Here is a 12,969-nt window from a genome sequence, read left to right on the forward strand (position 1 = left end):
TATCTTGGAGACGGTTTTTTTGTGCTATTTTTGTCCATCTAATACAAAAAATCGCTTGGGTTCAATATACACGCTTATGAAGCAATTGAGTTGGTTGTTGCTACTTTTTACGTTCTCAGGGCACGCGCAATTCCAATGGAATGGTTTGGTGAAGGACGCAAAGACCAATCAACCCTTGCCTTTTGCGAGCATTACGAGCAACACAGGTGTACAAACCATCTCGGATGTAGATGGCAAATTCCAACTCTTGAGCCCCAATCCTATTTCGGATTTTACGGTTTCTTATTTGGGTTATACACCCTTCCAACAAATCATCACGCCCAACAAAACGTTTTATGTAGTGGCCTTACAAGAAAAGTCCAATGATTTAAATGAAGTGTTGATTCCCAAAGAAAATGAGGCTTTGCAAATTATTCGAAAAGCCATAGCAGCTAAAACAGTCAATAATCCACAGCAAAAAAACAATAGCTTTTCGTTTAAATCCTATAACAAACTCCTAGTTACCGCCAATCCCGACTCAATTAATGGGAAAATTGATTCGGTTTTTGTAGACAAAACGTATGGTAGAGAATTGGTAAAAGTAGATTCTTCCAACTACAAGTTTAAAGAAATCATAAGCAAGCAGCATTTGTTTCAAACGGAGAAAGTATCGCTTTTTCAGTACCAAAATACCCACTTAAAAGAAGTCATTTTAGGAACCAAAATGGCTGGATTCAAACAACCGATTTATGAAATTATTGCGTTCAATTTGCAATCTTTTTCGATTTATGAACCCAAATATGAGTTGTTTGAAACCAAATATAATAGTCCTATAGCCGATGACGCGCCAGAGTATTACAACTACAAACTACTGGATTCAGTAGCCATTGACGGCAGGACTACCTATATGATTTATTTCAAAAACAAGAAAAAGAAAAATGCTGCAGGACTAGAGGGCGTTTTGTATATAGACACAAATTCTTATGCGATTGCTAAAGCTATTATGCGCATAAAAGGCGTGTTGGACATCAGCGGGACTCACGAATTTGCGTATTTGCCTACCGAAAAAATTTGGTTCCCCTCGGCCAAGACGTTCCAAATTGTGAAAGGAAAAAGCGATGATGACATTAAGATTCTTGGCGGAACCATACAGTTTGATGGCGATATTGAAGAAGGATTCAAACCGCGAAAAAAAGAAGCTACCGATATTAGTTATCTGATTTCCAAAAGCTACAATTTTGATATAGCATACAACAAAGCTGTCCAAATCAAACAGCCAATGATAGCCATTGACATTCAAGAAGACGCTATCAATCAATCGGATGATTTTTGGGAAATGTATAGAAAAGAAAAATTGGATTTGCGCAGTCAAAAAACCTATGCTGCTGTAGATAGCATTTCGATAAAAAATGGCATTGAAAGTAAACTGCTCTTTGGTAGAAAAATCATCAATGGATATGTGCCCATTAGTGTGATTGATTTTGATTTAAGGAAATTTGTGAGTTACAACAACTACGAAGGTTTTCGAGTGGGCGTGGGTGGCATTACCAATGATCGTTTTTCTAAAAAATGGAAAATTGATGGCTACGGCGCTTACGGCACAAAAGACGGGACTTTTAAATACAGTTTAGGCATCGGCACCCGCATCAATAAGTTCTCGAATACTTGGTGGGGCGTTTCATTTACGGATGATGTGCGAGAAATAGCGAGTACCACTTGGACTGTTGACCGAAGAGCGTTCAAAATTTATGATCCAAGACCTATCAATATTAGTACTTTTTACCATTATCAAACGTGGAAAACGGGCGTAGAAACCAAGTTTATTCCAAAAACGGAAAGTATATGGGAACTCTCAAACACTTTTGTGGAGCCAAAGTTTAATTATGCCTACAATCTAGATGGCAAACTTTTTACGAAATACAATTTGACCACGGCTATGGTTTCCTTGCGTTGGAATCCGTTTAGTGATTATATGCAAACGCCAACGGGAAGAATTGAAACCGAGAAAAGGTATCCCAAATTTACGTTTCAGTTGACCAAATCGTTACCCAATGTAGGCAACAACGATTTTGAGTTTAGTAAAATCGATTTTAGAACCGAATATCAAAAGAATTACTTGAACGGTCAAAAAACCAGTTTGCTCTTTGAAGCAGGCTATACTATAGGCAACTTGCCGTTGACGCATTTGTACAATACCTCGCCGAATAATTTGAATAAAGAAACGATTATTCAGCGTGTGACTTTTGCGGGTAAAAACAGTTTTGAAACGATGTTTTTTAATGAGTTTTTCTCTAGCAAGTTTGCTTATTTTCAGTTCAAGCACAGTTTTAATCGCATTCTTTTGTTGAAAAAAGTGAAGCCCAACTTGGTATTGGTGAGCCGAATGGGATGGGGTGATATGGAAAAACCAGAACAGCACGTTGGCATTAACTACAAAACCCTACGCGATGGCTATTTTGAATCGGGAATTGAGTTGAACCAAATCTTTAATGGCCTAGGCTTGTGTGGTTTTTACCGATACGGTCCCAACCAATTGGCCAAATTTGAAGACAATATTGCAGTTAAAATTAGCTTTGTTTTGAATTTGGGATTCTAACTTAGTTTCCGTGTTAAAAGAATTACTATTAACTCAACGCATTCAAAAGTCCTTTTGGTTTAGCTATGTTTTTTTCATAAAAGGCAAATCCTATCTTCTGCAAAGGCACTTTTTTTTATTTAATCAATTTCAATTTATGGGTTAATCATGATCTATTTTATAATTGCTGTACATCTTTTATAAAAAAGATATACAGAAAAGAATCAAGTTCTATACATCTTTTGCATAAAAGATGTATAGGAAATATTTTTTACTTCATGATGAAACAAAAAAAGGATCCGGAACAGTCAAAAAAAAAGACCTGACCATCTTAATCTATAATTAAACCCAGAATCCGCATTAGACTTCGTAGCGAGACTGAATTATTCAATAAAAGCAAGAGCTCACGGACTATTTTTGAAGAAGGAAACAACGTTCAGTGAATACCTATAAAAAATATAAACCAATGAGCTAATACTTTTGTATTTTGAATTTAAAAATAGGAGTACGTTCTTGGTTTTGAAGAAGAAATTTATTCACTGAACTCCGCTAGAAAAATATTAAAAATAGTGAAGTAATTTAGTCGTAGTAGATTTCTAATGCGGAATCTGGGTTAAATGTAACGTAACATGCGGTGCGGGTTTGTAATGTAATTGGAATTTCCATAAAAAAAAGCGTTTCAAAACAAATTGAAACGCTTTTTTTGTCAGGAGATTAAAATACGATTATGGTTTTAAAATCAGTACAGAAGGGACGCCACTTAACCAAATACTTCTGGAGTCAACTAGAGCTTTCCAACTTTCGAGACTGATCATCATGACATCTTGTTCGGCTAAAAATTCTTTTTTAATGATTTTTTCACTGTGCAAAGTGATGTAATTTGGAAATTTTTGTTCTAATGAACTTATGGCGCTTCCTATCACAAAATTGGATTTGATGTGACCGTTGACGTCTAAAACGACTACTTTAGTTTTGTTATTATGAATAAGCTTCTGAGCATAATCTATCAAAAAAGCATCTTCAGCATTAAAAATAGGGAGAAAAACAGTATTTACTTGCTGCAAGTCTTTGTCAATCAAAATCCCTACAGGCATTTTAGCTTTAAGCAAAATTTGCCGAGTTCTTTCGTCAAAAGGAGAGTTGGCAAACAAGCCTTCTTTTCCAGTGAATTTATCCATTAATCGCTCTGGATTTATGATTCTTGTGGTAAAACCAATGACTTTTCCGAGCAAAGTTCCTTCAAAAATAGATTTCCCGAGTCCTACTAATAATAAGTCGTATTCCCCTTGATTGGCTGTGTCTGTGATTTCGGATTCGATATCTAAAGTGGCTTTAAAAAGAGTGTTAATCTCTTGTTTTAAAAGCTTAGATTCTTCTTGAATCGGTAGAAAAGCGGCTGTTTCTTTATCTTCAATGGCAAACGAATGCATCTCGTTACTCAATGACAAATGCATAGCGGTAACCGAAGCATCTTTTTGTTTGCGGACTAAGGCATTGGCCAAGCGAAGCAATGATTTCCCCTTTTCATTGTTTCCAAATGAAATTAAGACGCGGTATACCTTGGGCTGTTCTATTTCCTCACTCTCAACATCGTCTTTAGTTTTGAAAATAAAATTGATCAAATTTAAGGCTGGTCCGGTCATAAAAGTAGTGACCAAAGCCATGATAACCATCATAGTAAAAACTGCTGGGGTCAAAACTCCTAATTCAAGCCCAATGTTGAGCACGATAAGTTCCATCAATCCTCGAGTATTCATTAAGGCCCCGATAGTAAGGCTATCACGCCAATTTTGGCCCACGAATTTGGCTGCTAAAGCGCTACCAAAAAACTTTCCTACTACAGCTACCATAATAATAAAACCCGTTACTCGCCACAAATAGGGATCGTTGATTAGTCCAATTTCTGTTTTTAACCCCGTGAATACAAAGAATAAAGGCAAAAGCAAGATCACCGATACATCTTCTACTTTTTCGATGAAATGGATTCGAAATTTAGGAACTTCTGGCATGATAACTCCTGTCATAAACGCCCCAAATAAGGCATGTATTCCAATCACTTCTGTGGCATAAGACGCGATGATGAGGGTTACAAAAAAGATAGCCACCACAGGTTTGCTAATGGCTTCTTTGGTGCCATACAAATCTCCAATTCGCTTCAAAAAAGGTTTTACAATTAACAACATGATAAGTACAAAGCCTATCGATAGCGAGATAACATATAACGAACTTACAAAAGAGCCTGCCTTAACAATCGCAATAACAGCGGCTAACAAACACCAAGCCGTGATGTCATCGGCCGCGGCGCAAGTGATTACTATCGCGCCCAACTTGGTTTTATGAATGCCCCGTTCTTGAACAATTCGCGCCAAAACAGGAAAAGCAGTGATACTCATTGCAATTCCCATAAACAAACTAAAAGACAGAAATTTTACGCCTTCTGGAGCAAACTGATCGTAGACATAATAGGCCAAACCAATTCCGAGTGTAAATGGAATTACGATACTGGCATGACTAATGACCACTGCCTCATTGGCCTTGTTTTTCAGCACTTTTAAATCCAATTCCATCCCTATCACAAACATAAAAAGGATCAAACCTATTTGGCTTAAAAATTTCAAATTCCCCAAAGAAGCTTCAGGAAAAAGCACTTGAGAAAACTCTGGAAAATAGGTTCCTAACAAGGAAGGACCTAAAGCAATTCCAGCAATTATTTCACCAATTACAGAGGGCTGTCCGATTTTTTTAAATATCCAACCAAAAATTCGGGCTACCACAATAATCGTGATAATTTGTGCTAATAATATCGCCAAAGGCTCCTGAAAACTGTGCTGCATAGCGGCTATAAAATCCAACCAAGCATCTTTCGAGCTGACTGCATCTTTGGTAACAGCTGCCTTTTCTAGTAATTTTCCGTTTTGAATGATCCAATACATCAGTACCGTGAATCCTCCTGTAACGATGACATAAAAAATGGAATTTCTATACTTCTTCATCTCAATATTTTAATAAGTAATGAACGACTTCTTCTAGCAAAGATGAGAAAATCAAAGGAAAGAACGACATCACTTCCAAAAATAGTAACCAAAAAATAATAGTTTTGACAAATACTTGAAAAAAATTTCACATGACACTCAGGAATCCTCCTTATTTATCCTGCTTTCGTTACCTTTGCGCACTTTTAAATACACAAAATGATTAAATGGTTTAGTTTAGGATTTTGGGAATTAATCGCCCGTATCGTCCTTAGAAATAGAATTTTAATGATTACAATCATTGCAGCTATCACAGTTTTCTTAGCTATGCAATGGAAAAACATTCATTTCACGTTTACCGAAGCGAATATGTTGCCTGATGACAACATTGCGAATGTAGAATACAATGCCTTTTTGGACAAATTTGGAGAAGAAGGCAATTTGATAATTATAGGAGTAAAAGACTCCACTTTTTTCACGCCAAAAGCCTATGCCGCTTGGAGTAAATTGATGAATACCATCAAAAAAAATCAGGAGGTAGACTTGGTGGTTTCGCTCAATGATTTGAAAAAACTACAAAAAAACGAAGCTTTAGAAACATTCGAATTGGTTCCTTTTGTAGACGAATCGAAAACTCTCAATCCAAAATACCTGCAAACCATCAAAAAAGAGTTGTTCAATGACCTTCCCTTTTATGAAGGATTATTATTCAACAAACGGTCTGGAAGTGTTCGCTCAGCGATTTATATGGACAAAAAAATCGTGAATACTAAGGCTCGTAAAACCTTTGTTTTAGAAAAATTAATCCCAGCGATAACCACTTTTGAAAAAGAAACCAAAATTGACCTTCGCGTTTCAGGGATGCCTTACATTCGAACGTTGAATGCCAAAACGATTACGGACGAGATTAGTATTTTTATTGGCGCTTCGTTATTGATTACTTCTTTATTGTTTTTCTTCTTTTTTAGAAGTTTCAAAGCGACTTTAATTTCTATCGTAATTGTTGTGATTGGAGTAATGTGGTCGTTTGGTTTTCTGGGACTATTCAATTACGAAATTACTATTTTGACGGCTCTAGTTCCTTCCTTAATCATCGTTATCGGCATCCCGAATTGTATTTTCTTGACCAATAAGTACCATCAGGAGTTTAAAGTACACCGCAACAAAGCCAAAGCGCTTCAGAGAGTTACTACCAAAATTGGAATGGCTACTTTGATGACCAACTTGACCACAGCCATTGGTTTTGCCACTTTTGTAGCTTCGAACAATAATTTACTGTTAGAATTTGGCGTGGTAACTTCCATCAATATTATGGCTTTGTTTTTCTTGAGTTTAATATTGATTCCTATTTTTCACAGTTACTTGAATCCACCCAAGGACAGACACCTCAAACATTTGGACAGAGGTTCCGTGAAAAAATTTATGGATTGGATTCTTAGAACCATCAAAACCAATCGTTTCTCAATTTATGTCGCTTCTGTCGCTTTGCTAGTGTTTAGCATTATTGGTATTTATGAGATGCGCATTTCGGGAAGTTTGATTGAAGATATGCCTAAAAAAGAAGCATTCTTTCAAGATATAGTTTTCTTCGAAAAAGAATTTGATGGTGTGATGCCACTCGAAATAATGATTGACACCAAACGTAAAAAAGGAGTGATGAAACTATCTACTCTAAAACGTATGGAAGAACTAGAAACTGCGATTGAGGAAATTCCCGAATTATCGAAACCTATTTCGATTGTGAATTTGGTCAAATATTCCAAACAAGCTTACTATAATGGTAATCCTGATTATTATGAATTGCCAACGTCACAAGAACAAGCTTTTATCCTTTCGTATGCCAAAAATGCTACAGCCAATAGCAAAGAAAATTTAATGAAAAGCTACGTGGATAGCAGCGGAAGATATGCCCGAATCACCACGTTTATGCGCGATGAAAACGGTGATCAAATTGCCAAAATCGAGGCCGAAATTAGAAAGAAAGCCGACAAATTGTTTCCGAAAGAACGCTACAATGTCATCATAACTGGGAAGGCTTTGGTGTTTCAAAAAGGTACGGGTTACTTACTCGACAACTTGCTATCGTCGCTGATTTTTGCTTTTTTTCTAACCGCTCTTTTGATTGGTTTCATGTTTCGTTCGCTCAAAATGGTGATTGTGGCTATTATCCCGAACCTATTACCTTTGTTTTTAACAGCAGGTTTAATGGGCTTTTTGGATATACCGCTAAAACCCTCAACTATTTTGGTTTTTGGAATTGCCTTTGGATTATCGGTAGATGATACGCTGCGATTCCTATCGCAATACCGCGAAGAATTGAAGAAGAACAACTGGAAAATCAAAAAATCAGTGTATGCTACGTTTAACGAATCTGGATTGAGTATGTTTTATACATCGATTGTGTTGTTTTTTGGATTCTCGGTATTTATGCTCTCTAGTTTTGGAGGTACAATTGCTTTAGGTGGATTGATCTCGTTGACGCTGTTATTTGGTATGTTGTCGAATTTGATGTTGCTCCCCGCTTTGGTATTGACTTTGAATAAAACCTTGGCCAATGAACAAGAATTTATTGAACCTAAGATTGACATCATCGAGCGTACTGATGAAGAGATTGATTCGCTCACTAACGATAAAAAATAAATAGCTGTTTATGAGAAAGATAGTATACGCATTGGTTTTTATGGTCTTAACGCTTGGTGCTTTTGGCCAAACGACGACAATTTACTTGATTCGTCACGCCGAAAAAGTAGACAATTCTAAAAATCCTGATTTGTCTAAAGCAGGTTTGGAACGCGCTGAACATTGGAAAACGATTCTAGCGCAAGTTCCGCTAAAGGCAGTGTACAGTACTGATTTTTTGAGAACGGTACAAACCGCTACTCCGACAGCTACAAGTAAAAATTTGCAAATCATAAAATATGACCCCAAAACTATCGACCTTGAACAACTCAAAAAAGATTACAAAGGTCAAGCTATTTTGATTGTAGGTCATAGCAATACAACGCCTGATTTGGCAAATAAAATCATCAATCAAAAGGTATATGCGCCAATCGATGATACAGTTTTTGGAAATTTATACATCATTACGATAAGCGGGAATGAGCTAAGTCATCAATTGTTGCAAGGGTTGTAATCCTAGAAACGACTGGTTTCCCCGACTGCCCTAGCCCCGATTGTAGTGGAAATCCTTGTGAAAATAAAGACTAATTTTTCTTGACGAAAAAGAGCGACCAGCGGAAGCTCCTTTTTTGGGGTAGAAAAATAGTATTTATGGAACAAGATTGTAACGAAAAGCGGGAAATAGCTCCTAGGCATTTGTAAAAAAGTTAGCCACTAATAGCACAAAACGGCACTAATTTTATAAATTTTAAACATTGAATTGCACTAATTATATCAATCTTAAGAATTCGTGGAATACAAAACGGTTAATAATTAGTGTTTATTGGTGTAATTTGTGGCGGAAATTTTAAAAGCGAATGTCCTATAGCTCCTAAAAAATAAACACAAAACAATTATATTTGCATAACGCTTAAAGCACCGATTTTTGTTTTGAGCGCGTATTTAAATCTAAAAATCTAAAATTAAGATGAAACACACAAAAGTTAAAGACTTATTAAACAGTACTACGATACTTCAGGAGGTTAATGCAAAAGGATGGGTGAGAACGTTTAGAAATAATCAGTTTATTGCGCTGAATGACGGGTCGACTATCAATAATATTCAGTGTGTGGTTGATTTTGAAAATACACCAGATGAGACATTAAAACGCATTACGACTGGCGCTGCCGTTTCGGTTATTGGCGCGTTAGTAGAAAGTCAAGGTGCTGGTCAGAAATATGAAATTCAGGTAAGACAATTGGAAATTTTGGGTGACTCGGATGCGGAGAAATTCCCAATGCAGCCTAAAAAACACTCTTTGGAATTCTTGCGTGAGAATGCGCACTTGAGAGTAAGAACGAATGCTTTTGGTGCGATTATGCGCGTGCGTTCGGTTTTGGCTCACGCTGTGCACACGTATTTTCAGGAGAAAGGTTTTGTGTATGTGAACACGCCAATTATTACTGGTTCGGATGCAGAGGGTGCAGGTGAAATGTTTAAAGTGACCGCTTTGCCTTTTGACAATACACCAAGAACGGAGGAAGGAAAAGTAGATTACAAAAAAGATTTCTTTGGTAAAGAGACCAACTTAACGGTTTCTGGACAACTGGAAGGTGAAACGTTTGCGATGGCGTTGGGTCAGATTTATACTTTTGGTCCTACGTTTAGAGCTGAAAATTCGAATACTTCTCGTCACTTAGCAGAATTTTGGATGATTGAGCCAGAGGTGGCTTTCAATGATTTGGATGACAATATGGATTTGGCTGAGGATTTCATTCAATTTGTGATTAAATATGTAATGGATAAATGTCCAGAGGATTTGAAATTCCTAGAAGGACGTTTGCTAGAAGAAGAAAAATCGAAACCACAAGCTGAAAGAAGCGAAATGGCTTTGTTGGAGAAATTGAACTTTGTATTGGAAAACAATTTCAAACGCGTTTCCTATACGGAAGCCATTGATATTTTGAGAAATTCAACTCCGAATAAAAAGAAAAAATTCCAATATATCATTAACGAATGGGGCGCTGATTTACAATCAGAACACGAACGTTACTTGGTGGAAAAACACTTTAAATGTCCAGTGATTTTGTTTGATTATCCTGCCAACATCAAAGCATTTTACATGCGTTTGAATGATAATACAGAACCTGGAAAAGAAACAGTTCGTGCCATGGATATTCTTTTCCCTGGCATTGGAGAAATCGTAGGAGGTTCACAAAGAGAAGAACGCTACGATGTTTTGGTAGAAAAAATGAAAACCTTAGGTATAGACGAAGAAGAATTGTGGTGGTATTTAGATACTAGACGTTTTGGTTCTGCAGTACACTCAGGTTTTGGTCTTGGTTTCGAAAGATTGGTATTGTTTGTAACTGGAATGACCAATATTCGTGACGTAATTCCTTTCCCAAGAACACCAATGAATGCGGAATTTTAAAAAAGTTTACTGTTGTTTAAAATGGTTTAAAGTTGTTGCCTACAACACAACAACTTTAAACCTTTAAACCTTAAACCTTTAAACTATTAAAAAAAATGCTAAAGCAATTTTTAAATTTAAAATTATCTCAGAAATTATCTCCTCAACAAATTCAGTTGATGAAGTTAATTCAATTGCCAACGCAAGCCTTTGAACAACGGTTGTTAGAAGAAATGAACGAAAATCCAGCTCTAGAAGCAGGGAAAGAGGATGACTACGAAAAAGACGAGTTTGAGACCGAAGACTACGACGATTATGATGATGCAGAAGCCGATAGAATAGAAGCGGATGATATCAATATTGATGATTATTTAGGCAGTGACGACATCCCGGATTACAAAACACAAGTCAATAATTACAGTGACGACGATGAGGAACGTGACATGCCTTTTGCGGCTCCGATCAGTTTTCATCAAGACTTAATTAATCAACTCAACACCTTTATTTTAGAGGACGAAGATCGTCAAATTGCTGAATTCTTGGTCGGAAGCATTGATGATATGGGATACATTCGAAGAAGTATTCCAGATATTGTAGATGATTTAGCTTTTACACAAGGGATTTATACCGATGAAAAAAATGTAGATCGATTACTTCACGTTATTCACGAATTGGAACCCACAGGAGTTGGTGCTAGAGATTTACAAGAGTGTTTGCTTTTACAACTCAAACACAAGACCCCAACAGAAAACATAGCTATCGCAATAGACATTATCGAAAATCAGTTTGATGCGTTTACCAAAAAGCATTACGAAAAATTGATACAGAAATACAATGTTTCTAGTGAACAACTCAAAAAAGCGATACACGAAATCGAGAAACTCAACCCTAAACCTGGCAGTTCTCTGGCGGGAAATAACAGAGTTACCGAAAATATTGTTCCTGATTTTGCCATCAGAATTGTGGATGGTGAATTGGAATTAACCTTGAATGGGCGAAATGCTCCATCATTGCACGTTTCTAAGGACTACCAAGAAATGATGCAAACGTATAAAGATTCTAGAGACAAATCGACTCAACAAAAAGAGGCAGTTCAATTCATCAAACAAAAATTAGATTCGGCGAAATGGTTTATTGATGCGATTCGGCAACGCCAAGAAACCCTTTTTGTGACTATGAATGCGATTATGCATTACCAAGAAGAATTTTTCCTAGATGGCGACGAAACCAAGTTAAAACCAATGATTTTGAAAGACATCGCTGACTTGGTTGGTCTTGACATTTCGACCGTTTCTAGGGTAGCCAATAGCAAATATGTAGAAACACCCTACGGCACCAAATTGATTAAAGAATTTTTCTCAGAAGCCATGATGAACGATCAGGGCGAAGAAGTTTCTACATTGGAAATTAAGAAAATTCTAAAAAACACTATCGAAGAGGAAGACAAACACAAACCGCTTCCCGATGATCAATTGGCCGAGATTTTAAAAGAAAAAGGCTATCCGATTGCCAGAAGAACCATAGCCAAATACCGTGAACAACTCGATATTCCGGTGGCGAGGATGAGAAAGAAAATGTAGTAGTTTGTTAAGCTTCACCCATTGTGAGGCTTCACTAACTATTAATAAAACTAAGCAACTCTTTTTTTGTAATTTACCCAAAGCAAAGAATTATGATAACGGATAGTAACGAATTAGACCTTAATAAGACCTACTCTTATGCCGATTATTTAACTTGGCAATTTGATGATAGGGTAGAGCTTTTGAACGGAAAAATATTTAGTGTAGGATCAACCCCAAATACTACTCATCAAAGAATATCTAGGGAGTTAGCAGGTGTACTTTATAATTTTTCCCATCCACGTTCTTGTAATCTTTTTGCAGCACCTTTTGATGTAAGACTCATTGATAGTAATAAAAAATCAAAATTAGACAAAGAGATTTTTACTGTAGTACAACCCGATTTGTGCGTGATATGTGACGATTCAAAAATTGATGAAAGAGGTGCCATTGGAGCTCCAGATTTGGTAATTGAAATTTTATCGCCTGGAAATTCCAACAAAGAAATGAAATATAAATTTGATTTGTATGAAGAAGCGGGAGTGCTAGAATACTGGATTGTGAACCCAGCTGATAAAACTATTTTTATTTATATTCTGAAAGAAAATCAATTCATAGGAATGCATCCACTAATTGAGGAAGATACGATTCAGAGTAGATTATTTCCAAACTTAGATTTTCAATTAGCTAAAATTTTTAATTAAAAAAAGCTAATTTTCACTATATGCATTACATCAAAAAATAGGACTGTCCGTAACTCATACCAACAGTCTAAATAATGACAATATACTTTGCGTCTCTGCGCCTTTGGGTGGAATTGGGCTCGCAAAGTCGCGAAGACGCAAAGATAGAAAGGATTATATTTGTGAAAAA

Annotated in this window: 7 protein-coding genes; 6 read left to right on the plus strand and 1 reads right to left on the minus strand. The window is 36.5% G+C overall.

Annotation, left to right across the window (positions count from 1 at the left end; genetic code table 11):
• The first annotated feature begins 76 nt into the window (after positions 1-76).
• Complete coding sequence (locus ACSVH7_RS00665; RefSeq protein WP_438064773.1) at positions 77-2,575, plus strand: DUF5686 family protein; 2,499 nt, start codon at positions 77-79, stop codon at positions 2,573-2,575.
• A gap of 704 nt (positions 2,576-3,279) precedes the next feature.
• Here ACSVH7_RS00665 and ACSVH7_RS00670 read toward each other — a convergent pair.
• Positions 3,280-5,547, minus strand: a complete 2,268-nt coding sequence (locus ACSVH7_RS00670; protein WP_438064774.1) for a cation:proton antiporter domain-containing protein — start codon at positions 5,545-5,547, stop codon at positions 3,280-3,282.
• A gap of 198 nt (positions 5,548-5,745) precedes the next feature.
• On the opposite strand from ACSVH7_RS00670, the gene ACSVH7_RS00675 reads away from it, so the two are divergent.
• The 5 genes from ACSVH7_RS00675 (at position 5,746) to ACSVH7_RS00695 (ending at position 12,800) form a co-directional block, all read left to right on the plus strand.
• A complete protein-coding gene (locus ACSVH7_RS00675; protein ID WP_438064775.1) occupies positions 5,746-8,166 on the plus strand; it encodes an efflux RND transporter permease subunit in 2,421 nt (806 codons plus the stop codon).
• 10 nt (positions 8,167-8,176) lie between these two features.
• Positions 8,177-8,659, plus strand: coding sequence for a SixA phosphatase family protein (locus tag ACSVH7_RS00680; protein ID WP_438064776.1), 483 nt, complete (start codon positions 8,177-8,179; stop codon positions 8,657-8,659).
• 453 nt (positions 8,660-9,112) lie between these two features.
• Positions 9,113-10,558 (plus strand): asparagine--tRNA ligase, encoded by a 1,446-nt coding sequence (gene asnS / locus ACSVH7_RS00685; RefSeq protein WP_438064777.1) that lies wholly within the window; start codon positions 9,113-9,115, stop codon positions 10,556-10,558.
• Between the two features lie 95 nt (positions 10,559-10,653).
• Positions 10,654-12,117 carry an RNA polymerase factor sigma-54 gene (gene rpoN, locus ACSVH7_RS00690; RefSeq protein ID WP_438064778.1) on the plus strand — a complete coding sequence of 488 codons (1,464 nt, stop codon included), beginning with the start codon at positions 10,654-10,656 and terminating at the stop codon, positions 12,115-12,117.
• Between the two features lie 92 nt (positions 12,118-12,209).
• Positions 12,210-12,800: a Uma2 family endonuclease gene (locus ACSVH7_RS00695; RefSeq protein ID WP_438064779.1), complete on the plus strand. Its 591-nt coding sequence runs from the start codon at positions 12,210-12,212 to the stop codon at positions 12,798-12,800.
• Positions 12,801-12,969: the final 169 nt, after the last annotated feature.

This window comes from Flavobacterium sp. TSSA_36 (genome assembly GCF_051547165.1).
Classification (GTDB): domain Bacteria; phylum Bacteroidota; class Bacteroidia; order Flavobacteriales; family Flavobacteriaceae; genus Flavobacterium.

What these genes read in the sequence shown, in the direction of transcription:
- ACSVH7_RS00665 (WP_438064773.1), top strand. Translation starts at nt 77, where the DNA reads ATGAAGCAATTGAGTTGGTTGTTGCTACTTTTTACGTTCTCAGGGCAC.
- ACSVH7_RS00670 (WP_438064774.1), bottom strand. Translation starts at nt 5,547, where the DNA reads ATGAAGAAGTATAGAAATTCCATTTTTTATGTCATCGTTACAGGAGGA.
- ACSVH7_RS00675 (WP_438064775.1), top strand. Translation starts at nt 5,746, where the DNA reads ATGATTAAATGGTTTAGTTTAGGATTTTGGGAATTAATCGCCCGTATC.
- ACSVH7_RS00680 (WP_438064776.1), top strand. Translation starts at nt 8,177, where the DNA reads ATGAGAAAGATAGTATACGCATTGGTTTTTATGGTCTTAACGCTTGGT.
- asnS (WP_438064777.1), top strand. Translation starts at nt 9,113, where the DNA reads ATGAAACACACAAAAGTTAAAGACTTATTAAACAGTACTACGATACTT.
- rpoN (WP_438064778.1), top strand. Translation starts at nt 10,654, where the DNA reads ATGCTAAAGCAATTTTTAAATTTAAAATTATCTCAGAAATTATCTCCT.
- ACSVH7_RS00695 (WP_438064779.1), top strand. Translation starts at nt 12,210, where the DNA reads ATGATAACGGATAGTAACGAATTAGACCTTAATAAGACCTACTCTTAT.